Origin of the sequence: Ensifer sp. CCNWLY38 (assembly GCF_037120565.1) — a bacterium.
In the GTDB taxonomy this organism is placed as follows: Bacteria; Pseudomonadota; Alphaproteobacteria; order Rhizobiales; family Rhizobiaceae; genus Ensifer; species Ensifer adhaerens_H.
This window is the reverse complement of the sequence record NZ_JBBBBO010000002.1, coordinates 471,494-493,696: the sequence shown is the minus strand read 5'-3', so window position 1 is coordinate 493,696 and position 22,203 is coordinate 471,494. Positions and strand designations below refer to the sequence as shown.

Here is a 22,203-nt window from a genome sequence, read left to right as displayed (position 1 = left end):
TCTGTTGCGGTTCGCACGCGCCATATTCCTCTTACGTGGATTGCGCGCCGCCCGAAGGATTTGACGGTCGACGATGACGATTTCGAACACCCGCCCCATCACCCCGGACCTCATCGCATCGCACGGGCTGAAGCCCGACGAATACCAGCGCATCCTGAGCCTGATCGGGCGCGAGCCGACTTTCACCGAGCTCGGCATCTTCTCGGCGATGTGGAACGAGCACTGCTCCTACAAGTCTTCGAAGAAGTGGCTGCGCACGCTGCCGACCAAGGGACCGCGCGTCATCCAGGGCCCGGGTGAGAACGCCGGCGTGGTCGATATCGATGACGGCGACTGCGTCGTCTTCAAGATGGAGAGCCACAACCACCCGTCCTATATCGAGCCCTACCAGGGTGCCGCGACTGGCGTCGGCGGCATTCTGCGCGACGTCTTCACCATGGGCGCCCGTCCGGTTGCTGCGATGAACGCGCTGCGCTTCGGCGCGCCGGACCATCCGAAGACCCGCCACCTCGTTTCCGGCGTCGTTGCCGGTGTCGGCGGCTATGGCAACTCCTTCGGCGTCCCGACCGTCGGTGGCGAGGTCGAGTTCGACGCCCGCTACAACGGCAACATTCTCGTCAACGCCTTTGCCGCCGGCCTCGCCAAGAGCGATGCTATCTTCTATTCCAAGGCCGAAGGCGTCGGCTTGCCCGTCGTCTATCTCGGCGCAAAGACCGGCCGCGACGGTGTTGGCGGCGCGACCATGGCGTCTGCCGAGTTCGACGAGTCGATCGAAGAAAAGCGCCCGACCGTCCAGGTCGGCGACCCCTTCACCGAAAAGTGCCTGCTCGAAGCCTGCCTCGAGCTGATGCAGACGGGTGCCGTTATCGCCATCCAGGACATGGGTGCGGCCGGCCTCACCTGCTCGGCGGTCGAAATGGGCGCCAAGGGCGACCTCGGCATCGAGCTTAATCTTGACAGCGTTCCGGTTCGCGAAGAACGCATGACCGCTTACGAGATGATGCTGTCCGAGAGCCAGGAGCGCATGCTCATGGTGCTGGAACCGGCCAAGGAAGAAGTCGCCAAGGCGATCTTCGTCAAGTGGGGCCTCGATTTCGCGATCGTCGGCAAGACCACGGACGACCTGCGCTTCCGCATCCTGCACCAGGGCGAGGAAGTGGCAAACCTGCCGATCAAGGAACTGGGCGACGAAGCGCCGGAATATGATCGTCCCTGGACCCCGGCCAAGACCTCGGCTCCGCTGGCAACGAACGACATCCCGGCAGCCGATGTTGCCGATGCGCTCGTCAAGCTGGTCGGTTCCGCCAACAACTCCTCGCGCCGCTGGGTTTACGAGCAGTACGACACGCTGATCCAGGGCAACTCGCTGCAGCTTCCGGGCGGTGACGCCGGCGTCGTGCGCGTCGAGGGCCATGCCTCCAAGGCGCTTGCCTTCTCCTCCGACGTCACGCCTCGTTACGTCGAGGCCGATCCCTACGAGGGAGGCAAGCAGGCGGTTGCCGAATGCTGGCGTAACCTGACGGCTACGGGTTCTCTGCCGCTGGCCGCCACCGACAACCTCAACTTCGGCAATCCCGAACGCCCCGAAATCATGAGCCAGCTGGTCCATGCCATCAAGGGCATCGGCGAAGCCTGCACCGCGCTCGATTTCCCAATCGTTTCCGGCAACGTCTCGCTCTACAACGAGACCAATGGCCAGGCGATCCTGCCGACCCCGACCATCGGCGGCGTGGGCCTGATCAAGGACTGGTCGAAGATGGCGCGCATCCGCTTTGCTGCGGAAGGCGAAACGATCCTGCTTGCCGGTGCACCTGTTGGCCTGGGCGCCCACATCGCCCAGTCGGTCTACATGCGAGACGTTCACGGCCGCACCGACGGTCCGGCGCCGCATGTCGATCTGGCGCATGAGCGCAAGGTGGGCGATTTCGTCCGCGGCCTCATCGTCGATGGCCTCGTAACGGCCGTTCACGATTGCTCGTCGGGTGGCCTGGCGCTTGCGGTCGCCGAAATGGCGATGGCCTCGGGCATCGGCGCTACTCTTGACGCCGTCGCCGGTCACGACCCGATCGCGACCTTCTATGGCGAAGATCAGGGCCGCTACGTCGTAACTGTTGCCGCCGGCGCACTCGACGCGGTTGCCGCCCGCGCTAACACCGCAGGCGTTGCCCTGCCCGTCATCGGCAGGACCGGTGGCGATGCCGTCAAGCTCGGCGATGCCAGGGCGGTTTCGGTCGCTGAGCTGCGCTCGACCCACGAAGGCTGGTTCCCGGAATTCATGCAGGGCGATCTCGCTCCCGAGAACTAAGAAACGACAACGGGAGCCGCTCATCGGCGGCTCCCGTCTGGCTCCTTGCATGCCTCGAAAGGTGCCATCCGGGGACGCGATCAAGCGTGATCATCGGATCGTACGGGCGCCGGCAACTGGGCCGCCCTCACCCAATTCAGCAATTGCGTTCCGCCCCTGAATCGTGGTTCCCTGATTTCATGGATGGCGTCGGCAGGCTGCTGACGTTGCAGAATAAAAAGGGAGTTGGCGTATCATGCCCATGACACCAGGCGACATCGAAGACATGATCAAGGCAGGGATTCCCGGTGCCAAGGTCACGATCCGCGATCTGGCCGGTGACGGCGACCACTATGCCGCCGAAGTCGTGGCCGAAGCGTTTCGCGGCAAGACCCGCGTGCAACAGCACCAGATGGTCTACAATGCATTGAAGGGCAACATGGGCGGCGTTCTGCATGCCCTTGCCCTGCAGACGAGCGCACCGGAGTAAGCCGGAATGGCTGACCTGATCAAGGAACTCGTCAGCGGCGTCGTCGACAGCGCGCTGAAGGAAATCCTCAAGAAGACCGGCGTCAAGCGAACCTCGACCAAGCGGACAAAGCGCCGGACGCGGACAACCTCGTCCGGCGGTGGCATCCTCGCGGATATCCTCGAAGCGGCCATCCGCAAGCCGGCCAAGAAGCAGGTCAGCCGTCGTCGAACGGCTGCGGCGCGCAGCAAGACCCGGCGCCGCACCGCCTGACGGCATGTTTCCTTAAATCGCAGCCGATTTAAGGATAAAAACATGCAGAAAATCAAAGTGCTACAGCGACTTTTGCGCGTCTGAAAAGTCGCGTGGCGCTGTAGTGGTAATAAAACCACATCTTGAGGCCCATCAATATTTGTTGCGATTGGGTGGTGAAAATCACCAATATGCATGCTATCTAGAACCCAATCGATATCCGGCCCTTGAAGCCGGCGCAGGAAGGAAGACGAGATGAGCGGAATTCACGAATTCATCGACAACGAAGTCAAGACAAACGATGTGGTGCTCTTCATGAAGGGTACGCCGCAGTTCCCGCAGTGCGGCTTCTCCGGTCAGGTTGTCCAGATTCTCGATTACATCGGTGTCGACTACAAGGGCGTCAACGTGCTCGCCGATGCTGACCTGCGCCAGGGCATCAAGGATTACTCCAACTGGCCGACGATCCCGCAGCTCTACGTCAAGGGCGAATTCGTCGGCGGTTGCGACATCGTGCGTGAAATGTTCCAGGCCGGCGAACTGCAGTCTCACCTTGAGGCGCAGGGCGTTGCCGTCAAGGGCGCCGCCGCCTGATCTAAGGACGCCTCGTCCCGATCTTTCGGAGAAGGCGGGCAACCGCCTTTTTTGATTCTGGCTGTAATTCCGCATCGCCTAATTTTCGTTGTCCTTCAGAAGGACTTGCGCGTGCGGTTCGCGCAGGTGCCGCCAAGATACGTTCAGAGCGTGCTTCCTTCGTGGAGCGAAGGGCCGGATGTGCGGCCTGTCATGAATCGGTTGCGATCGTTCGGCATAAGCTGCCTGTAGAGGGTCTCGCCTCGCCCCTTGGCGCCCGGAAAGTCCGGTCCCTGCCGCTCGACGCTTCCTTTGCTTCATGCCGGCCCGGTCCGTGCGGTTGATTTCCAATCGCCCCGGCTGCCCCCGCTCGAATTTCGATATGTCTGCTGGCATGGCGCCAGCCGGCGCCCTTCTTTTCCGGATTTGCTTCGGACCAACCTGTTTCGCTTGCGCTCGGTGCGCCGCTAGGACTTTTTGCAAATGACCAGCACGACCAACGAAGACGCCCGGCCCGGGCTCACGAAATTCCAGTTCATCGCGCTGATGGCCATGCTGATGGCAACCAACGCCATCTCGATCGACATCATGTTGCCAGGTCTGCAGCAGATCGGAGCCAGCCTCGGCGTTGCCTCTGAAAATGAGCGACAATATATCATCACCGCCTATCTGCTCGGCATGGGCGTGGCACAGCTGTTCTTCGGCCCGCTTTCGGATCGATTCGGGCGTAAGCCACCGCTGATTGCCGGCCTTGCCCTCTATGCGCTCTGTGCGCTGGCGATCGCCATCGTACCGAGCTTCGGCCTCATGCTGGCGCTACGTTTCGTCCAGGGCGCCGGTGCTGCGGCCACGCGTGTCATCACCATCTCGATCGTCCGCGACGTCTATGGCGGCCGACAGATGGCTGAGGTCATGTCGCTGGTCATGATGGTGTTCATGATCGTACCGGTTGTGGCGCCCTCGATCGGCCAGCTCATCATCAGCCTTGCCGAGTGGCACATGATCTTCTTCGTTGTCGCGCTCTATGCCGTGATGAACATCGCAATCGTCGTGTCAAAGCTCGGCGAAACGCTTGATCCGGCCCATCGCCGCGACTTCACGCCGTCGGTCATCCTCAGCGGTTTCCGCATCGTGCTGACGAACCGGGTGTCGCTGCTTTACACGCTCGCCACATCGGTCATCCTTGGCGCGCTCTTCGGCTTCATCAACTCTGCGCAGCAGGTGCTCGTCGGTGTCTACGACCTCGGCGTGTGGTTTCCGCTTGTCTTCGCGGCTTTTGCCAGTATGATGGCGGTCGCTTCCTTCACCAATTCCCGCCTCGTCCGCCGCTTCGGCATGCGGCCGCTATCCCATGCGGCACTCATCGGCTTCACGCTGGCGAGCTTCGTCTGGATGTCGGCCTCGCTCTATGCGCCGTTGCCCTTCCCGGTCTTCGTGGTCCTCTACTGCGCCACGATGTTCCAGTTCGGGCTGATCGCGCCGAACTTCAACGCAATGGCCATGGAGCCGCTCGGCCACGTTGCCGGTACAGCGTCGTCCGTACTCGGCTTCATGCAGACGATCGGCGGAAGCGTGATCGGAGCCTTCATCGGCCAGTCCTTCGACGGCACCGCAACGCCGCTCGCCACTGGCTACTTCACTGTCGCCGCAATCGGTCTCGTTTTCGTTCTGATTGCCGAACGCGGCAAGCTCTTCAAACCGCACCATCAGCCGGCCGGTTGATCCCAGAACCGGCCAGTCCTCATTTTTGAAGAATTTACGGGCTCACCCAATGACCACCATCACGAATCAATCCGAACATATCGACGGGGTTTCCGGGGCTCAGCGCCTCAACATGGGCATCGTCGAGTTCATCATCACCATCGCCGTCATGACGGCGAGTGTCGCCATCGCCATCGACAGCATGCTGCCGGCGTTGCCGGCCATCGGCCAGTCGCTGAACGTCGCCAACACCAATGACAGCCAGCTGGTGATCGGCGTCTTCTTCCTCGGCTTCGGCATTTCGCAGATCTTCTTCGGCAGCCTCTCGGATGCCTTCGGCCGACGCCGCGTGCTGCTCGGCGGCCTCGCCTTCTTCACCGTGTCGATGTTTGCCGCCGCTCTCACCCAGAGCTTCGAGACGCTGCTGATCCTGCGTTTCATTCAGGGCATCGGCGCGGCCGCGATCCGCATCACCACCATGGCGATCGTGCGCGACTGCTTCGGCGGCCGCGAGATGGCGCGCGTCATGTCCTATGTCATGATCGTCTTCATGATCGTACCGATCGTCGCGCCCTCGATCGGCCAGCTGGTGATCCTCTATGCCAACTGGCACTGGATCTTCATCCTGATCGGCGTCATCGGCACGATCCTGTTCGTCTGGGCCTTTTCCCGCATGCAGGAATCCCTGCCGCGCGAGGAGCGCATGCCGCTCTCCGTCGGCGCAGTCGCTTCGGGTTTCAAGACCGTTCTGACCAACCGCATCACCTGCGGCTACATGATCGGCATGACGCTCTTCACCGCGGTCATCTGCGCCTACATCGTCACGGTCCAGCAGATCTTCGGCGAGGTCTATGGCCTCGGCGACTGGCTGCCGATCGCCTTTGCCGGCACGGCGGGCGGTATTGCGGTCGCGAACTTCGCCAACGGCTTCTTCGTCCGCAGCTTCGGCATGCGCCGGATCTCGCACGTCTCGATGATCCTGTTCACGCTGCTCTCGCTCGTCGGCTTCGTGATGTCGCTCTCCGGCACGCCGGCCTTCGTCGTCAGCTACCTGATGTTCTCGGTGCTCTTGATGTTCTTTGCGGTGATCGCGACGAACTTCACGGCGATCAGCCTCGAGCCGATGGGCCACCTCGCCGGCACGGCGACGGCGATCACCGGCTTTGTCTCGACCACCGGTGGCGCCTTGATCGGCGGCACCGTCGGCCAGCTCTTCAACGGTACGCTGCAGCCGCTCTTCGGCGGCTTCGCCCTCTTCGGCATCCTGACGGTTCTGGCGACGCTCTGGGCGGAGAAGGGCAAGCTCTTCACCCATCCTGGCGACAAGGACGTCACCATGGATCACGGTGGCGGCCACATGTAACTGGCCACCGAACGACATGAAAAAGCCCGCCCGGAGCGATCCGTGCGGGCTTTTTGTTTCAGCTCTGGCTGTTGAAATCAGACCGTGAAAACCTCGCGGCGAAGCGTCTCCCAGCTCTCCTTGTCGGTCGCCAGCAGCAGGCCGCCGTTGAGATGGGCAGGCAGATAGGGCGAACCGTCAAAGCGGGCGGCATAGGCACCGGCTTCTTGCGAAATCAGCGTTCCCGCCAGATGATCCCAGGGCATCAGCTTCTGATACATGAGGAAGTGAATGTGACCGGCAGCGAAGATGCGGTACTCGTGCGCCGCACAGCGGTAGCTGGTGGCCATACGCACCTTCGCCATATTGGCCATGACTTCGCGCCGTGCTTCCTGCTGGTAAAAGCCAGTCGAGGCGCCACCGACCATGGCTTCGAGCGGCACGCCCGCCGTGACCGAGAGACGCTCCTGCGACCCATCCGGGCGGCACATCCAGGCGCCCGAGCCCTTCTCCGCGATCACCCAGTCATTGCCGAGCGGATCGTAGATGATGCCAGCGACCGTCTCGCCCTTTGCCACGACGCTTGCCATGACGCCGAAGAGCGGCATGCCGGCGGCGAAATTGAAGGTACCGTCGATCGGGTCGACGACGATGGCGAGGTCGGCGTCCGCGAGTTTGTCGAGCAGCGCCGGGTCGGCTGCGACCGACTCCTCGCCGACGAAAAGCGCACCCGGTGCCACCTCTTCGATACGTGACTTGATCAGCCGTTCCGCCGCCTCGTCGCCTTCGGTCACGAGATCGATCGCTTCCGACTTCATCCTGATATCACCGGCATCAAGATTGCGAAACCGCGGCAGGATCTCTTTGACCGCCGCTTCCTGCAGGAGGTTGGCAAGGCCGGCGATGTCAACGGAATGGCTCATTCTTTGGGCTCCGGTGTGAGGGACAGGAAATCGAACAGCTTGGGATCGAGCAGATGCGACGGGTTCACATGGCCGAGCGCGCGCAGCATCGTGTCTTTGCGTCCGGGCATGCGCCGCTCGAGATCGCCAAGCATCGCCTTCATCGCATTGCGCTCGAGGCCGTCCTGCGAGCCGCAGAGGTCGCAAGGGATGATCGGAAATTCCATGGCCGACGCGAACTTGGCGAGATCGTCTTCGGCCGCATAGGCGAGCGGGCGAAGCACCATCAGATCGCCCTCGTCGTTGAGAAGCTTTGCCGGCATGGAGGCGAGCCTGCCGCCGTGGAAGAGGTTCATGAAGAAGGTTTCGAGGATGTCCTCCCGGTGATGGCCGAGCACTAGCGCGTCGCACCCCTCTTCGCGCGCAATGCGATAGAGATTGCCGCGGCGCAGCCGCGAACAGAGCGAACAGTAGGTCGCCCCCGTCGGCACCTTTTCCTTCACGATCGAATAGGTGTCGCGATATTCGATTCGGTGCTTGACGCCGATCGACTGCAGATATTCCGGCAGAATATGCTTCGGGAAGTTCGGCTGGCCCTGGTCGAGATTGCAGGCGATCAACTCCACCGGCAGCAATCCGCGCCATTGCAGGTCCATCAAAAGCGCCAGCAGGCTGTAGCTGTCCTTGCCGCCGGAAAGGCCGATGAGCCAGCGCTTCGAACCTTTCAGCATGCCGAAGTCGTCGAGCGCCTGCCGCGTCTGGCGCAAGAGGCGTTTGCGCAGCTTGTTGAACGAGACGGAGGACGGCATGCGGCTGAACAACGGATGCGTGCCGGCGTCGATCTCGCCCTCATCGAAAGTGGTTTCGGCCTGGTCTTGCGACGGCGTGTGCGAAAGGTCCATGGCGGGGATCCTGTGCGGCAGGCGGGCACAACGGTTGCCCGGCAAATCTTGGCCAGCACTTGCCCGCTCCAGCTGTCAAGATCAAGGGAAATCGGCCAACGGCCGACCACTTACGGCCCGAATACCGACCAGCCGGTGCGCGCGGCTAGCATTTCCAGCGCCAGCGAGCCGAGCAGCGAGTTGCCGTTTTCGTTGAGACCAGGCGACCAGACGGCAGCCGACGCCTTGCCCGGCGCCACCGCCAGAATGCCGCCGCCGACACCGCTCTTGCCAGGCAGGCCGACGCGATAGGCGAAGTCGCCCGAGCCGTCATAGTGGCCGCAGGTCAGCATCAGCGCGTTGATGCGTCGCGCCCGCTGGCGCGAGACGACGTTATGGCCCGTCAGCGGATTGCTGCCGCCGGCGGCCAGAAACAGGCCGGCCTTGGCCAGCTGGCTGCAGGTCATCGCCAATGCGCAATGGTGGAAATAGACGCCGAGCACATGCTCCACCGGATGGTCGAGCTTGCCGAAGGAGCGCATGAAATTGGCGAGCGCGAAGTTCCGGTAGCCGGTGGCGGTCTCCGAACGTGCCACCTCGTGGTCGATGACGATCTGATCGTCGTCGGCGAGGTAACGGATGAACTGCACGATTTCGCCAATCAGTTCCCGCGGCGTATGGCCGGCGAGGATCAGGTCGCTGATCGTGATGGCGCCGGCATTGATGAAGGGATTGCGCGGCTTTCCGCCTTCCTGCTCCAGCTGGACGATGGAGTTGAAGGCCGAGCCGGATGGCTCGCGGCCGACGCGGTGCCAGATGTTCTCGCCATGTTTGCCGAGCGCCAGCGTCAGCGTGAACACCTTGGAGACACTCTGGATCGAAAACGGCACTTCGGCATCGCCGACCCGGTAGAGCTTGCCGTCGGTCGTCACGATCGCCATGCCGAAATGTTTGGCGTCGACGCGCGCTAGCTGTGGGATGTAGTCGGCGACCTTGCCCTGGCCGAACCGCGGGCTCAGTTCCCGATGGATGTCCTCGATGATCGCTTGCAGGTCTTGCGGAGCGTTCTGCTCAGGCATCGGCTTCCCTCTCACTCATCGCCTGTCGAAGGGATGAAATCGCGTCATGGACGGCAGCGCCACGGTAGTTGCTATCGACAAAAAAACCGCCCGTTTCCGGGCGGTTTTCGAAACGTCACAAGGCGTGAGCCCCGGATTAACGCGAATAGAATTCGACGACCAGGTGCGGTTCCATGACGACCGGGTACGGAACATCAGAGAGGCCCGGAACGCGGACGAAGGTCGCAACCATCTTGTTGTGGTCGGCTTCGATGTAGTCCGGAACGTCGCGCTCAGCGAGCGAAACCGATTCCAGAACGGTTACGAGCTGCTTGGACTTATCCTTGACTTCGATGACGTCGCCCGGCTTGCAACGGTAGGAACCGATGTTGACGCGGACGCCGTTGACCTTGACGTGGCCGTGGTTGACGAACTGGCGGGCAGCGAAGACCGTCGGAACGAACTTGGCGCGGTAGACGATCGCGTCGAGGCGCGATTCGAGCAGGCCGATCAGGTTTTCCGGGGTGTCGCCCTTGCGGCGGGAAGCTTCAGCGAAGATCGCGCGGAACTGCTTCTCGCGGATGTCGCCGTAGTAGCCCTTGAGCTTCTGCTTGGCGCGCAGCTGTACACCGAAGTCCGAGAGCTTGGACTTGCGGCGCTGGCCGTGCTGGCCCGGGCCGTATTCGCGACGGTTGACCGGGGACTTCGGACGGCCCCAGATGTTTTCGCCCATACGGCGGTCAATTTTGTACTTGGACGATTCGCGCTTGCTCATCGCATTTCCTTTCAAACAGTTACACCGGTCTGTTTCCAAACCGGATCAAGGAAACACGCCCTCCTCTGAGCCCATTTTCGGGGTTCTGACAGGTTTCTCACGATCACGCTGACGGAGAAGCCACGGGACATGTCAATGAAACACCGGACATTTCTGCCCGGCGTTGGGGCGGCTTTAGTGGGTCCGGCCCCTATTGTCAACGAAATTGTGACAAACCGGCATCCGTTCAAGCCGGATCAACGGCTTCGGCCCGCTCCAGCGAGACGAGCAGTTTCCGGAGCAAGCCAGCCAGTGCGACGCGGTCTCCCGCGCTCAACCCTTCGAGGTACTGCGCCTCGCTGGTCATATCCGCACGAATCGCCGTTTCCGCAAGCGCTATTCCTTTCTCGGTCAGTCCGACGACGCTGCTTCGGCCATCCGATGCCGAGCGCTCGCGCACGATTAGCCCTGCTTTCTGCAGCCGATCGAGCCGGTGCGTAAGCCCGCCCGACGAAATCATCAGCAAGGTATAAAGGTCGGTCGGCGTCAGCCGGTAAGGCGGCCCGGACCTTCTCAGCGTCGAAATCACGTCGAACTCGCCGCGGTCGAGGCCGAATGAAGCGAACGTCTCCTCGATCGACGGGCGCACAATGTTGGAAAGGCGGTAGGCGCGCCCAAGGATGGTCATCGGCTCGGTATTGAGGTCGGGCAGTTCGGCCGCCCACTGCGCCTGCAGCCGGTCGACGTGATCCCTCGCCTCGTTCTCATTCTGCATTGCTCACCTCGGTATTCCATCAATATATCTTGACGAGAAGATAGTTTCGGATAATATCTTCTCGTGAAGATAATTCAACCGCAGCAGGAAGCCAACCCGCCGGAGATGGAGACCATCATGTTTCATGTCATTCCGCGTGCAGAGCAGAAGCAGAGCCCCAATCGGACCATCCTGTTTGAAGGCGGGCAATACGGCACGCCCATCTCGCTGTTTCTGATGGATGCCGAGCCCGGCCAGGGGCCTGCCCTTCACGTCCATCCCTATCCGGAGACCTGGATCGTGCACTCCGGCGAAGCGGAGTTCACCGTCGGTGAACAGAAAATCATGGGTAGACCCGGCGATATCATCGTCGTCGATCCGGAGACACCGCATCGTTTCGTCAACACTGGCACCAGCCGGTTGCAGATGACTTGCATCCACGCGTCGGATCGGGTGGTTCAGACCTGGCTCTAGCGTTCGGGCTTTTGGCTGTGGGTACCCCAAAGGCGCGGGAATGGAGGCGGCTTACTCGGCCGCGGTGGCCGTCGTGTTGCCTATATCCGGTCCGTTCGCATCCCCCGGCGCGGTTTCGCTGCCAAGGTCCGGAAAGGCGACGATGCGCTTGCCGGAGAAGTCCGCATGGATGACGATCAGCCCATGCTCCTCGAAATATCCAAGCAGTCGGCGCGCACGGCGCGCGGAATGCGTGCCGTAGGCGCGCGCGATCATCGCGTCTGAAGGACACGGCAGGCGGCGGACAGCGGCCTGCGCCATCATCAGGAACACGGCTTGCAGATCCTCGGTCACACGATCGGCAAGCAGCAAGGCCTGTGCCCAGGTCTCGGTCGCCGCCGTCTCGGCGTCGACACCGGAACGGGCAACCGCCATCTTGCGTCGGAAGGCACTGAGGGAAAGTGCTGCACCTGACGGCAGGCGGCGAATGCGGCAGCGCACCAGGAAGTCCTGGAACAGCTCAGCGTCAGGCCGGAACGCTGCCTCCGGATTGGTGAGGATTTCCGCGAACACGCTGTCGAGCAGGCTCTCTTTCTCGTCAGCGGTCATCTCTGGCTGAGCCGGCCTCGCTTCGATCGGCGCTGCCGCCTCCGGTCTCGGACGCGACAGTTCGGCAAGAATGTCGGTCGTCGGACGCGGCGGCACGACCGCGCGGCGCATGATCGGCCGGGTCAACTCGTCCGGGTCCGGCGTGAAGATCAAATCCTCGACGTCCTGCGGCGCCTCCGGCAGTGGCATGAGCTTCGGGCTGGTAGAGCGCGCCGAGGTTTCCACCGTGCCGATCGTCACCTTCAGCGGACGGCGCGACAGCGCCGGGCCGAGCGCAACGAAGGAGCCGCGCTTCAGGTCGCGGAACATTTCCGCCGTGCGCCGGTCCATGCCGAGCAGATCGGCCGCGCGCAGCATGTCGATGTCGAGGAAGGTGCGGCCCATCAGGAAGTTGGAGGCTTCGGCCGCCACGTTCTTGGCAAGCTTCGCCAGGCGCTGGGTCGCGATCACGCCGGCAAGTCCGCGCTTGCGGCCGCGGCACATGAGGTTGGTCATGGCGCCGAGTGAAATCTTGCGCACCTCTTCCGTGACGTCGCCGGCAACAGATGGCGCAAACATCTGCGCCTCGTCGACGACGACGAGAACCGGATACCAGAACTCGCGGTCCGCATCGAACATGGCGTTGAGGAACACGCCGGCATTGCGCATCTGCTGCTCGATATCGAGACCTTCGAGCGACAGAACGCAGGAGACGCGATGCTGGCGGATGCGGTTGGCAATGCCGATCAGCTCCGCATCGGTGCGTTCACCCTCGACGACCACATGGCCGAACTTGTCGGCAAGCGTGACGAAATCGCCTTCGGGGTCGATGATGCATTGCTGTACCCAGGGCGCCGACTGCTCCAGCAGCCGGCGCAACAGGTGCGACTTGCCCGAACCGGAATTGCCCTGCACCAGGAGACGGGTGGCCAGAAGCTCCTCGATATCGAGCGAGGCCGATGTCCCTTCGGACGTCGCTCCCATGTCGATGCCGACCTTCATTTCCACCTCTTGCTGAATTGATTCGCGCTCAGGCGCAGATCGCCGAGCCGGCGACACCTAGCACGCTTTTGCCGGAGTGCGTGCCTCCGACGCAGAAAACCCACAGGGAATACACGTCGGAAAGTCACCCAGAAAGAACCAGATGCCCCATCCGCTCACCGCAAGATAAAGTTGAGGCTGGCTGAAGATCGTACTTTTGCGAGCGAAGACGAATGCCCATATCGGTTATGGTCGAAGCGATTTGCCATGGGCAGTGATGGAACACTACGAAACAGAACAGCAAATGGAGATGAACAATCTCGATCAGCGCATGCGCGACGCTTACAAGGATGGGCAACGCATCACGTCAAGAGATGAAGCCGCACGCATCAGCCGTACGCACTTCCGGACCGCCTGCGTGCTGGCTGTCTTGCTCGGCATTTCGCTGGCGATCTTCTTCTAGCCGATCGTCTCAGTCCGTCCCACCCGGTCGTCCACGGACGCGCCGGGCGTTACCGTCAGGCCGAATCCCTGCATCAGCCGCCGCGTCGCAAAATCCGGCTTGCCGGAGGTGAAGATTGCCGGATCCTGGCCATTCAGCGGCTCGAAGCCGTTCGGCAGCGGCACGAGCGAACGCGCCCGCCGGGCAATCGCTTCGGCGGGATCCAGCCAGTCGACAGGCCATGGCGCGAGCTTTCGGAAAACATTGGCCATGAAGGGATAGTGCGTGCAGGCCAGCACGACGATATCGGTCTTCCTGCCGTCCATCTCGACAAAACACGGCGCGATCTCCGCAAGTACCGTCTCGTCGTCCAGCTTCTCGCCGCGGATATAGGCTTCCGCCATCTTGGCAAGGTTCTCCGAGCCGACGAGGCGCACATGGCATTGGCTGGCAAAGGACTGGATGAGATCGCGCGTATAGGCGCGCTTGACCGTGCCCGGCGTCGCCAGAACAGACACAAGTCCGGAGCGCGTGCGCTCCGCTGCCGGTTTGATCGCCGGAACCGTGCCGACGAAGGTCATCTGAGGATAGGCCGCGCGCAGATCTGCGCCGACAAGCGTGAAGGCGGTGTTGCAGGCGATCACGCAGATTTCCGGATCGTGCTCGACAAGCAGCCGGCCGAAAAGTTCGATCACCCGCGCCTTCAGCGCCGCCTCCTCCCAGCCGCCATAAGGAAAGCCGGCGTCGTCGGCCACATAGATGAAATGCCGCTCGGGCATCAGCACCCTCGCCTCGCGCAACACCGTCAAGCCGCCGATGCCGCTGTCGAAGACGAGGATGGGTTTCAGTTCACTCGCTGTCACCGTTGTCTCGTGCTTTCCTGCCGCGCTCGCCCCTGCCGTGATCACCCGGAGCGCCGGAGCCGCGCGGGTTTTCCCGCGTGAACCGGTCGAGCGAAGAAATGACGCCGCGCAGCACCTGGATTTCGGATTCGGTAAAGGATGGTCTGGTCAGAACAGCGCGCAGGTTTTCGACCAATTTCGGCTTTTTGTCGACGGAGCGGAAATAGTTGCGCGCGTCGAGCGCTTCCTCGACATGCTCGAAGAGCCCCTGCAGATGTTCCTTGGTCGCCGGCCGCTGCTCGATCGCCTGGAACGAGGTCTGGTCCTCCGATTCCATGCCGGTCTTCAGCCACTCATAGGACATCAAGAGCACGGCCTGCGCGAGATTGAGCGACGCGAAGGCCGGGTTGACCGGAAAGGTCACGATTTCGTCGGCAAGCGCCACTTCCTCGTTGGTAAGCCCGGTGCGCTCGCGCCCGAACAGGATGCCCGTCTTCTCGCCGCCCTGGAAGCGCTGGCGCAGCGTGCGCGCTGCGACAATCGGAGAGCGGACCGGCTTGTAGCCGTCGCGGTCGCGAGCGGTCGTCGCATAGACGAAGTTGAGGTCGGCGATCGCCTGTTCGACCGAACTATAGAGCTTGGCAGCGTCGATGACGTGGTCGGCACGGCTTGCAGCCGAGCGCGCCTTTTCGCTCGGCCAGCCGTCGCGCGGATTGACGAGCCGAAGCTCTGCCAGGCCGAAATTCGCCATTGCCCGCGCGACCATGCCGATGTTTTCGCCGAGCTGCGGATAGGCAAGAATGATCGCCGGTCCTTCCGCCAGAAGTTCGCGCTCGCTGTTCGTACCTGCCATTTTCCCGTGCCTTCGCCTGTCGTTCGGCGCTTCCCTTGCACAATTACCGCGGAAATTAAAGTCCACTACAAATGAAGCCGGTTGAGAGAGACCCCGATCATCTCGAGACCAAGCTCCGCATCGTCCTTGGAGATCGGCAAGTGCCGATCGACCGGCGCACCGATCCGGCCGACCTCGTAGAAATAGGCGGACGCCTTGTCGCGCACTGACCGGACGAGTTTGAGATTGGCGTCGATGTCGTCTTTGAAATCGGTCCCCTCCAGCTCCGCATCCATGCCGACGCGCCGCGCGAAGACCCGTGCCCAATAGGTGCAGGCCATGAAGATTGCCAGCGCCTGGCGCACATGGCCGGGGCGCGTCACCAGCTGCCACGGAAGCCCCAGCGGCTTTGCCGCCGCCGCCAGCTCGCGATAGGCCCGGTCGAGCGCCTGAGAACGGGCAACGAGAACCATGCCGGAGGTGCCGTCCCTCGCAGCCTGCAACAGGCCGATCAGTTCGTCGCACCAGGTCGCGACAGCTGCATCGAGCGTGGTGCGGGTGCGCGTCGGAAAAACGACGAAGGCGACGGCCGCGCCGGCGATCGAGCCGATCATGGTTTCTTCGAGACGCAGTTGCAGGAGATGCGGCGTCAGCACGCCCATGAGGCTGTAGACCAGCGACAACACGACGGAGATGAAGAAGGTCATCGTCGCGTAAGAAACCGCCAGGAAATAGAAGGCAAGAAAGATGCAGAGGGCGCAGAGCGGCAGCACGAGATAGATATTGCCGCCAACCAGCGTGCCGACGACGATGCCGACCACGATGCCAAAGAGCGTGCCTGCCGAGCGCTGCAGCGCCTTGACGGCCGTGTCACCACGCGAACGTGTGTTTGTGAAGACCAGAAACGCCGCGAGCACCGCCCAGAACCAGCGCTCGCGTGACAGCATCAGCCCGAAGACCATGGCGATGCCGGAAGCAAGCGTAATCTGGATCGCTGCCTTCAGCGCCGGGTCGGCAAGCGATGGCTTCCAGCGGCTTGGTCCGCCACTCATGTGTGCCTGCGGCTCTTCGAGGTCGGTCGGCGTCAGCTTTGCAAGGCTGCGGGCAAGCCTCTGCCTGACATTGCGAAGCCAGAGCAGCGCCTTCACCGTTTCCGCGCGGCGTGGTGCGGCATCGCCGAGCCGCGCGATCTCCTCGTCGATCCGCTCGCCGTCACGCGCCAGCATCGCCTCCACCAGCGCCGGCGGCGGCATCGACTGGAAACTCACCACGATCACGCTTTCGGCCGCGAGATGCAGGTCGAAAAGATTGACGACGACATCGGCCGAGGCGAGGCCCGGCTCCGGTTCCGGCCGCCGGTTCTCGGTCGGAATGAAGCTTTCGGCCATCAGCACCGCTTCCTTCAGTCGCTCCTCCGCCGTGTGCAGCCGACGCCGATCGACCTCGGATAGGACGGGCTTGCGGGCGATCTCGGCCAGTTGCAGCAGCATCTGGTCGACGCGGCGCTGCACGCTGGCCGTCGCCCTCAGCAGGTCCTGGTAGCGATCATCCGGCAGCAGCCGTGTGCGGACGAGATGCGCGACCGTGGCGGAGACCGCCGCGCCGAAGAACAGCGCCGGCAGCTGATCGAGCGTCGGCCGGAGATAGGCGCCGGTGAAATAGGACATGAAGGCGAACATGCCGACGGCAAAGCCGCGCGGCCCGAAGGATCGGCCATAGACGGCGAGAAAGATGATCAGCAGGAAAACGACATCAGATGCGTAGCGATGATTCTCGAGAACCGATGCAAGCCCGACCATTGAAACGCCGACGAGAACGGCGATGATGCGCGTCAGGCGCTGGCCTGCCACCGTCGCGTCGCGAACGGCGAGACCGCCTTCGATCGACAACGACGCAGCGAGGCCGAAGGCGGCCGGCGGCAGCGGCGCCACGAGATAGTGAAACGCCATCAGCAGCAGAATGGAAACGACGATCGTCGCGGTGATGCGGGAGGCCTGCCGCAGGCGGGAGAAGGCCGGATCGTTGGCAAGAAGCCAATCGCGCATACGGGAACGAAATGCCATCGGATGCCTTTGTCTGTCGGCGTTCGCGCTTGAGGCTCGCCGTCTTTGCCGGCTCCTCCTGCATAGCGGCAGACGCGATCTTTGCAAGGCCGGCGCGCTGAAAGCCCGGCTGGAAAGACATGCAGAAGCCTTGTTTGCCGCCTGCCGCAGCCTCCATCCAAAGTTTCAGCCAAGCATGCTTTGCCTTGCCGGTTCTGAGTGCTATAGGGCACAGGATTTTTCAGAGAGGAAGGGACATCGCTCCCGCTGTCCCGCATAAGCTACGAGGCATATTCATGGCAAAGATCAAGGTCGCCAATCCGGTCGTCGAGCTCGACGGCGACGAGATGACCCGCATCATCTGGCAGTTCATCAAGGACAAGCTGATCCATCCCTACCTCGACGTCGATCTGGAATATTACGACCTCAGCGTCGAAAACCGCGATGCAACCGAAGACCAGGTGACGGTCGACGCCGCCAACGCGATCAAGAAGCACGGCGTCGGCGTCAAGTGCGCCACGATCACGCCGGATGAAGCCCGCGTCGAGGAATTCAAGCTGAAGAAGATGTGGAAGTCGCCGAACGGCACGATCCGCAACATCCTCGGCGGCGTCATCTTCCGCGAGCCGATCATCTGCAAGAACGTTCCGCGCCTGGTTCCGGGCTGGACCAAGCCGATCATCGTCGGCCGTCACGCCTTCGGCGACCAGTACCGCGCCACCGACTTCAAGTTCCCGGGCAAGGGCAAGCTGACGATGAAGTTCGTCGGCGAAGACGGCAAGGAAATCGAATACGACGTCTTCGACGCACCGTCGGCCGGCGTGGCCATGGGCATGTACAACCTCGACGATTCGATCACCGAATTCGCCCGCGCTTCGTTCAACTACGGTATCCAGCGCAAGGTTCCGGTCTACCTCTCGACCAAGAACACCATCCTCAAGGTCTATGACGGCCGCTTCAAGGACATCTTCCAGCAGGTCTTCGACGCCGAGTTCGCCGACAAGTTCAAGGAACTGAAGATCTGGTACGAACACCGCCTGATCGACGACATGGTCGCCTCGGCCCTGAAGTGGTCCGGCGGCTACGTCTGGGCGTGCAAGAACTACGACGGCGACGTGCAGTCCGACATCGTCGCCCAGGGCTTCGGCTCGCTCGGCCTGATGACCTCGGTTCTGATGACGCCGGATGGCAAGACGGTTGAAGCCGAAGCCGCCCACGGCACGGTTACCCGCCACTACCGCCAGCACCAGAAGGGCGAGGAAACCTCGACCAACTCGATCGCCTCGATCTTCGCCTGGACCCGTGGCCTTGCGCACCGCGCCAAGCTCGACGGCAATGCCGAACTCGCGAAGTTCGCCGACACGCTCGAGAAGGTTTGCGTCGACACCGTCGAATCCGGCTTCATGACCAAGGACCTGGCGCTGCTCATCGGTCCCGATCAGCCCTGGCTCTCGACCACCGGCTTCCTCGACAAGATCGACGAGAACCTGCAGAAGGCCATGGCGGCCTGATCTGCGCCAGACACTTCGAAAAACACGGAACCCGGCCATGCGCCGGGTTTCTTTTTTACCAGCACCGTCGCTCAGCTGATCTCCGCGGCGGCAAGCCCTTACGGGAACGACCGATGATCTCATTCAGACCGATGCTTGATAGCGAATACCCGGCCTATCTCGACTATTTCATTCCGGACTACGCCATTGAAATTTCGGCTAACTACGGTTTTTCCGACGCTGACGCGCTGGTGCAGGCAAGACGTGAAATCGCACAAGATTTGCCGCAGGGCGTGAAGACGCCGGGCAACGTGCTGCTCTGTGTGATCAATGAGACCGATTCCAGCCTCATAGGCTACCTCTGGTATAGACCAGACCTCGCCGACCATTCGGTCTTCATCAGCGATTTCCACATCCTTGCCAGCCAGCAGGGGCAAGGTTTCGCCAAGCAGGCCCTCAATGCACTCGAAACCGAGCTTTCAGCGAAAGGCTTTAAGCAGATAAAGCTGCGTGTCGCGGAGAACAATCGACGTGCCAAACACGTCTACGATGTCGCAGGTTTTCGCGTTACCGGCATCAATATGAGCAAGTTGATCAAGCCTTGCGGGCCGTGAGGGGCGAAAGCCGACGGCTCGATAGCATGCGATTGCTGGCCACGGATGTACCGGCACTGCAAAGTGGCGGACGAGGAGAGGTCGGCTCAGCCGGCCCTTCTTGTTTGTGTGGCCGGATGTCTGCGCTTGGATCGGCAGGTGCCATCAGGAAAAGGCCGACAAGGCTTGAAACCTTGTCGGCCTTTCAGAGGTATTCCACTTCGCCGATCGCAACTGACCACCGACGTCTTGCAAGCCTCACTTCAGCGGCAGGTAGATCTCGCTCAACAGCTCCGTCGGCGCCACTTCGCGGGGATTGTTGAGATATTTCTCGAACATCAGGCTGTCGCGGATTTCACGACCTGACTGTGGCAGCCAGGTGCCGTAGAGCCATTGGTAAGCGTTCGGCATATCCGCATAGGGACCCTTGTGGCGCAGCACGGCGTAGCGGCCGCCGTCAAGGTGCTGCGGTGTCAGGGGCATCTCCACCGGCATCTGTTCGCGAGCGCTGACGCAGGCGAAGGAGCGCAGCTTGTCGGTCGGCACCAGTTCAGGGTCGTCGAGGTAGATGCCGATCATCTCCATGTCCGGCCGGAACAGCTGGCGCGAGAACAAGGTTCCGTAGAGCGTCTCGAACGCTCGCCCGATCTCCATGTAGGAGCCGCTATGGGCGACGCCGACGAGGTCGAAGGCTTCGATGTCCTTGAGGGTGACTTCATACATATCAGGGATTCCTTCCGTTGACGCGGTTTCAAAGGCGACATGGCTGCCCTCCTTCCGGTAGCGCGCCGGCGGCAGCCCGTAAGCTCCCTTGAAGGTGCGGTTGAAGGATTGGAGATTGGGGTAGCCAGAGCGCTGCGCGATCGCTTCGACAGGAAGATCGGACTGGGCGAGATCGGCCGAGGCCCGCTGCAGTCGCAGCCGCTTCACGGTTGCGGCCAGCGTCTCGCCATGGACCGCACGATAGATGCGGTGCCAGTGGTGCGGCGATAGACAGGCGATCTCGGAGAGACGATCGAGGTCGAGATCGCCGTCGAGATGGCCATAAATGTAGTCGCTGACCCTGTGCAGGCGCCGTTCATAGGTCGCCCACGCTACCCGATCGTCCATGTCTACCCTTTCGCGCTTTGCTCACGGATCGGTAGACCATAGATCAATTTGACGAATCCTGCGGACTTCTCCGGCGTACCGCCACAATTTTGCAAGCGCCGCGACTCAAGCTAGCTCTATTGTTATTGCCGTCTTGCAGGCTCCGCCCGGGATCCACCGGATACGGAACTCTTCTGGCCGAAGGCCCAGCCGATGACCGATACTCTTGTTCCGAAGATCGTGAGCGTTTTCACTGAAGGATATGACGGCGCCCGCCTGCGCGCCGACGCGATCGCCGGCCTCACTGTCGCAATCGTTGCCTTGCCCCTGTCGATGGCGATCGCCATCGCATCGGGCGTCACGCCTGATCGCGGCCTCTATACCGCCATTGTCGGCGGCTTTCTTGTCTCCTTCCTCGGCGGCAGCCGCTCCCAGATCGGCGGTCCGGCTGGCGCCTTCATCGTGCTGGTCGCTGCCACGGTCAATCGCCACGGCGTCGACGGTCTCCTGCTGGCGACGATGATGGCCGGGGTGATGCTGATTGCTGCCGGCTATTTGCGGCTCGGCAAATACATCAAGTTCATTCCCTATCCCGTCACCGTTGGCTTTACCGCCGGCATCGCGGTGATCATCTTCGCAAGCCAGCTGCGCGATCTTCTCGGGATCACGCTTGAGGGCAATGAGCCCGGCCCCTTCCTCGACAAGATCGCCGCCCTCGCTGCCGCGATCGACACGATCAACCCGGCGACCGTGGCAACCGCGGCACTGACGATTGCTGTTATCTTCGCCCTGCGCAAGCTGAGGCCGCATTGGCCGGGCATGCTGATCGCGATCGCCGTCGCGTCTGTCGCCGTCGCCCTGTTACACCTGCCGACCGAAACGATCGGCACCCGCTTTGGCGGCATCCCCGGCGGCCTGCCGAGGCCGGCGCTGCCGCCGTTATCCTTCGACCGGGTCGCTGCGGTCTTCCCGGATGCAGTTTCGTTCGCGCTGCTCGGAGCCATCGAATCCCTGCTTTCCGCCGTCGTCGCTGACGGCATGACCGGCCGGCGTCATCGCTCCAGCGTCGAACTGATCGGCCAGGGCATTGCCAACATCGGCTCGGCACTCTTCGGCGGCATCTGCGTCACCGGCACCATCGCACGCACGGCGACGAATGTGCGGGCCGGCGGCACCAGTCCGGTGTCGGGCATGCTGCACGCGGCTTTCCTTCTCGCTTTCATGCTCGTGGCTGCTCCACTTGCAAGCTATATCCCGCTTGCAGCCCTTGCCGGCATGCTTGCGGTCGTCGCCTGGAACATGGTCGAGAAGCCGGCCTTCATGGCGTTGTTGCGATCATCAGGCGGCGATGCCGTGGTGCTGCTCGCCACCTTTGCAATCGTCGTCTTTCGCGATCTGACCGAAGGTATCGTCGTCGGCTTCGCGCTTGGAGCCGTTCTCTTCATCGACCGTATGGCCAAGAGCATCGCCATCGGCAAAGCGAAGCGCCCAGGATCCAGCGCGGAAGAAAATGGCGCCGAGGAACATCCCGTTGCCGCCGACGACCCGGATACGGTGATCTATCACATTTCCGGCGTCTTCTTCTTCGGCTCAGCGGCAACTGTTGGCTCGGTGCTGGATCGGATTGCCGACCAGCGCCGCAACTTCATTCTTGATTGCAGCGACGTGCCTTTCATGGATTCAACCGCGGCTAACGTGATCGAAGGCACCGTCCGAAAGGCCGAACGGACCGGCGTGCGCTTCATCGTTACCGGCGCCTCGCACCAAGTCCGGCGCATGCTGGCGAGCCACGACGTGCACGAGCCACGTGTCGCAACGTTTGCGTCCATCGAACTTGCGCTCGACAACATCCGCGGTGCGACGAAAGAATAGAGAATTCAG

General features: G+C 62.2%; 21 protein-coding genes. 11 read left to right on the top strand and 10 right to left on the bottom strand.

The window, feature by feature from the left end; all coding sequences use genetic code 11:
- Nucleotides 1-73 precede the first annotated feature (73 nt).
- The 6 genes from purL to V7S54_RS06565 all read left to right on the top strand — a co-directional run bounded on the left by purL (nucleotide 74) and on the right by V7S54_RS06565 (nucleotide 6,642).
- Nucleotides 74-2,305, top strand: coding sequence for a phosphoribosylformylglycinamidine synthase subunit PurL (purL, locus tag V7S54_RS06590; RefSeq protein WP_065373596.1), 2,232 nt, complete (start codon nucleotides 74-76; stop codon nucleotides 2,303-2,305).
- 235 nt (nucleotides 2,306-2,540) lie between these two features.
- Nucleotides 2,541-2,774: a BolA family protein gene (locus tag V7S54_RS06585; protein ID WP_057248940.1), complete on the top strand. Its 234-nt coding sequence runs from the start codon at nucleotides 2,541-2,543 to the stop codon at nucleotides 2,772-2,774.
- Between the two features lie 6 nt (nucleotides 2,775-2,780).
- The gene (locus V7S54_RS06580; RefSeq protein ID WP_065373595.1) at nucleotides 2,781-3,026 is read left to right on the top strand and encodes a hypothetical protein; all 246 of its coding nucleotides are present in this window, start codon (nucleotides 2,781-2,783) and stop codon (nucleotides 3,024-3,026) included.
- A 234-nt stretch (nucleotides 3,027-3,260) separates the two neighbouring features.
- On the top strand, nucleotides 3,261-3,599 hold the full coding sequence (gene grxD / locus V7S54_RS06575) for a Grx4 family monothiol glutaredoxin (RefSeq protein WP_057248938.1): 339 nt from the start codon (nucleotides 3,261-3,263) through the stop codon (nucleotides 3,597-3,599).
- Nucleotides 3,600-4,061: 462 nt separating this feature from the next.
- Nucleotides 4,062-5,300, top strand: a complete 1,239-nt coding sequence (locus V7S54_RS06570; protein ID WP_065373594.1) for a multidrug effflux MFS transporter — start codon at nucleotides 4,062-4,064, stop codon at nucleotides 5,298-5,300.
- 49 nt (nucleotides 5,301-5,349) lie between these two features.
- Nucleotides 5,350-6,642 (top strand): multidrug effflux MFS transporter, encoded by a 1,293-nt coding sequence (locus V7S54_RS06565; protein WP_065373593.1) that lies wholly within the window; start codon nucleotides 5,350-5,352, stop codon nucleotides 6,640-6,642.
- A gap of 77 nt (nucleotides 6,643-6,719) precedes the next feature.
- Here the strand turns inward: V7S54_RS06565 and V7S54_RS06560 are convergent, their stop codons facing one another.
- From V7S54_RS06560 to V7S54_RS06540, 5 genes are all read right to left on the bottom strand, one after another.
- Nucleotides 6,720-7,544: an inositol monophosphatase family protein gene (locus V7S54_RS06560; RefSeq protein WP_065373592.1), complete on the bottom strand. Its 825-nt coding sequence runs from the start codon at nucleotides 7,542-7,544 to the stop codon at nucleotides 6,720-6,722.
- The gene (gene ttcA, locus V7S54_RS06555; protein WP_065373591.1) at nucleotides 7,541-8,425 is read right to left on the bottom strand and encodes a tRNA 2-thiocytidine(32) synthetase TtcA; all 885 of its coding nucleotides are present in this window, start codon (nucleotides 8,423-8,425) and stop codon (nucleotides 7,541-7,543) included. Before ttcA ends, V7S54_RS06560 begins: the two co-directional genes overlap by 4 nt.
- Before the next feature lie 110 nt (nucleotides 8,426-8,535).
- On the bottom strand, nucleotides 8,536-9,483 hold the full coding sequence (locus V7S54_RS06550; protein WP_065373590.1) for a glutaminase: 948 nt from the start codon (nucleotides 9,481-9,483) through the stop codon (nucleotides 8,536-8,538).
- 136 nt (nucleotides 9,484-9,619) lie between these two features.
- Nucleotides 9,620-10,237 carry a 30S ribosomal protein S4 gene (gene rpsD / locus V7S54_RS06545; RefSeq protein WP_065373589.1) on the bottom strand — a complete coding sequence of 206 codons (618 nt, stop codon included), beginning with the start codon at nucleotides 10,235-10,237 and terminating at the stop codon, nucleotides 9,620-9,622.
- 226 nt (nucleotides 10,238-10,463) lie between these two features.
- Nucleotides 10,464-10,991, bottom strand: a complete 528-nt coding sequence (locus V7S54_RS06540; RefSeq protein WP_065373588.1) for a MarR family winged helix-turn-helix transcriptional regulator — start codon at nucleotides 10,989-10,991, stop codon at nucleotides 10,464-10,466.
- Between the two features lie 117 nt (nucleotides 10,992-11,108).
- Between V7S54_RS06540 and V7S54_RS06535 the strand changes: the two genes are divergently transcribed.
- The gene (locus V7S54_RS06535; RefSeq protein WP_065373749.1) at nucleotides 11,109-11,444 is read left to right on the top strand and encodes a cupin domain-containing protein; all 336 of its coding nucleotides are present in this window, start codon (nucleotides 11,109-11,111) and stop codon (nucleotides 11,442-11,444) included.
- A 51-nt stretch (nucleotides 11,445-11,495) separates the two neighbouring features.
- Here the strand turns inward: V7S54_RS06535 and V7S54_RS06530 are convergent, their stop codons facing one another.
- Nucleotides 11,496-13,013 (bottom strand): ATP-binding protein, encoded by a 1,518-nt coding sequence (locus V7S54_RS06530; protein ID WP_065373587.1) that lies wholly within the window; start codon nucleotides 13,011-13,013, stop codon nucleotides 11,496-11,498.
- Nucleotides 13,014-13,269: 256 nt separating this feature from the next.
- Here V7S54_RS06530 and V7S54_RS06525 point away from each other — a divergent pair, with 256 nt between their 5' ends.
- Nucleotides 13,270-13,455 (top strand): hypothetical protein, encoded by a 186-nt coding sequence (locus V7S54_RS06525; protein ID WP_141679343.1) that lies wholly within the window; start codon nucleotides 13,270-13,272, stop codon nucleotides 13,453-13,455.
- Here the strand turns inward: V7S54_RS06525 and murI are convergent.
- The 3 genes from murI to V7S54_RS06510 all read right to left on the bottom strand — a co-directional run bounded on the left by murI (nucleotide 13,452) and on the right by V7S54_RS06510 (nucleotide 17,171).
- Entirely contained in the window at nucleotides 13,452-14,297 is an 846-nt protein-coding gene (gene murI, locus V7S54_RS06520; RefSeq protein WP_065373586.1) for a glutamate racemase, read from the bottom strand. The two genes, V7S54_RS06525 and murI, sit on opposite strands and share 4 nt — an antisense overlap.
- Nucleotides 14,284-15,129: an RNA methyltransferase gene (locus tag V7S54_RS06515; RefSeq protein WP_065373585.1), complete on the bottom strand. Its 846-nt coding sequence runs from the start codon at nucleotides 15,127-15,129 to the stop codon at nucleotides 14,284-14,286. The genes murI and V7S54_RS06515 overlap by 14 nt, the downstream gene beginning before the upstream one ends.
- Nucleotides 15,130-15,194: 65 nt before the next feature.
- On the bottom strand, nucleotides 15,195-17,171 hold the full coding sequence (locus tag V7S54_RS06510; RefSeq protein ID WP_065373584.1) for an FUSC family protein: 1,977 nt from the start codon (nucleotides 17,169-17,171) through the stop codon (nucleotides 15,195-15,197).
- Between the two features lie 275 nt (nucleotides 17,172-17,446).
- On the opposite strand from V7S54_RS06510, the gene V7S54_RS06505 reads away from it, so the two are divergent.
- Together V7S54_RS06505 and V7S54_RS06500 are read left to right on the top strand one after the other, a co-directional pair.
- On the top strand, nucleotides 17,447-18,661 hold the full coding sequence (locus V7S54_RS06505; protein WP_065373583.1) for an NADP-dependent isocitrate dehydrogenase: 1,215 nt from the start codon (nucleotides 17,447-17,449) through the stop codon (nucleotides 18,659-18,661).
- Nucleotides 18,662-18,774: 113 nt separating this feature from the next.
- On the top strand, nucleotides 18,775-19,254 hold the full coding sequence (locus tag V7S54_RS06500) for a GNAT family N-acetyltransferase (protein WP_065373582.1): 480 nt from the start codon (nucleotides 18,775-18,777) through the stop codon (nucleotides 19,252-19,254).
- 237 nt (nucleotides 19,255-19,491) lie between these two features.
- Here V7S54_RS06500 and V7S54_RS06495 read toward each other — a convergent pair whose 3' ends face one another.
- Entirely contained in the window at nucleotides 19,492-20,343 is an 852-nt protein-coding gene (locus V7S54_RS06495) for an AraC family transcriptional regulator (RefSeq protein WP_065373581.1), read from the bottom strand.
- A 192-nt stretch (nucleotides 20,344-20,535) separates the two neighbouring features.
- Here V7S54_RS06495 and V7S54_RS06490 point away from each other — a divergent pair, with 192 nt between their 5' ends.
- The gene (locus V7S54_RS06490; RefSeq protein WP_065373580.1) at nucleotides 20,536-22,194 is read left to right on the top strand and encodes a SulP family inorganic anion transporter; all 1,659 of its coding nucleotides are present in this window, start codon (nucleotides 20,536-20,538) and stop codon (nucleotides 22,192-22,194) included.
- The last annotated feature ends 9 nt before the right edge of the window (nucleotides 22,195-22,203 follow it).

What these genes read in the sequence shown, in the direction of transcription:
- V7S54_RS06510 (WP_065373584.1), bottom strand. Translation starts at nt 17,171, where the DNA reads ATGGCATTTCGTTCCCGTATGCGCGATTGGCTTCTTGCCAACGATCCG.
- V7S54_RS06540 (WP_065373588.1), bottom strand. Translation starts at nt 10,991, where the DNA reads ATGCAGAATGAGAACGAGGCGAGGGATCACGTCGACCGGCTGCAGGCG.
- purL (WP_065373596.1), top strand. Translation starts at nt 74, where the DNA reads ATGACGATTTCGAACACCCGCCCCATCACCCCGGACCTCATCGCATCG.
- V7S54_RS06495 (WP_065373581.1), bottom strand. Translation starts at nt 20,343, where the DNA reads ATGGACGATCGGGTAGCGTGGGCGACCTATGAACGGCGCCTGCACAGG.
- rpsD (WP_065373589.1), bottom strand. Translation starts at nt 10,237, where the DNA reads ATGAGCAAGCGCGAATCGTCCAAGTACAAAATTGACCGCCGTATGGGC.
- grxD (WP_057248938.1), top strand. Translation starts at nt 3,261, where the DNA reads ATGAGCGGAATTCACGAATTCATCGACAACGAAGTCAAGACAAACGAT.
- V7S54_RS06490 (WP_065373580.1), top strand. Translation starts at nt 20,536, where the DNA reads ATGACCGATACTCTTGTTCCGAAGATCGTGAGCGTTTTCACTGAAGGA.
- V7S54_RS06500 (WP_065373582.1), top strand. Translation starts at nt 18,775, where the DNA reads ATGATCTCATTCAGACCGATGCTTGATAGCGAATACCCGGCCTATCTC.
- V7S54_RS06580 (WP_065373595.1), top strand. Translation starts at nt 2,781, where the DNA reads ATGGCTGACCTGATCAAGGAACTCGTCAGCGGCGTCGTCGACAGCGCG.
- V7S54_RS06565 (WP_065373593.1), top strand. Translation starts at nt 5,350, where the DNA reads ATGACCACCATCACGAATCAATCCGAACATATCGACGGGGTTTCCGGG.
- ttcA (WP_065373591.1), bottom strand. Translation starts at nt 8,425, where the DNA reads ATGGACCTTTCGCACACGCCGTCGCAAGACCAGGCCGAAACCACTTTC.
- V7S54_RS06550 (WP_065373590.1), bottom strand. Translation starts at nt 9,483, where the DNA reads ATGCCTGAGCAGAACGCTCCGCAAGACCTGCAAGCGATCATCGAGGAC.
- V7S54_RS06570 (WP_065373594.1), top strand. Translation starts at nt 4,062, where the DNA reads ATGACCAGCACGACCAACGAAGACGCCCGGCCCGGGCTCACGAAATTC.
- V7S54_RS06530 (WP_065373587.1), bottom strand. Translation starts at nt 13,013, where the DNA reads ATGAAGGTCGGCATCGACATGGGAGCGACGTCCGAAGGGACATCGGCC.
- V7S54_RS06505 (WP_065373583.1), top strand. Translation starts at nt 17,447, where the DNA reads ATGGCAAAGATCAAGGTCGCCAATCCGGTCGTCGAGCTCGACGGCGAC.
- V7S54_RS06535 (WP_065373749.1), top strand. Translation starts at nt 11,109, where the DNA reads ATGTTTCATGTCATTCCGCGTGCAGAGCAGAAGCAGAGCCCCAATCGG.
- V7S54_RS06515 (WP_065373585.1), bottom strand. Translation starts at nt 15,129, where the DNA reads ATGGCAGGTACGAACAGCGAGCGCGAACTTCTGGCGGAAGGACCGGCG.
- V7S54_RS06525 (WP_141679343.1), top strand. Translation starts at nt 13,270, where the DNA reads ATGGAACACTACGAAACAGAACAGCAAATGGAGATGAACAATCTCGAT.
- V7S54_RS06585 (WP_057248940.1), top strand. Translation starts at nt 2,541, where the DNA reads ATGCCCATGACACCAGGCGACATCGAAGACATGATCAAGGCAGGGATT.
- V7S54_RS06560 (WP_065373592.1), bottom strand. Translation starts at nt 7,544, where the DNA reads ATGAGCCATTCCGTTGACATCGCCGGCCTTGCCAACCTCCTGCAGGAA.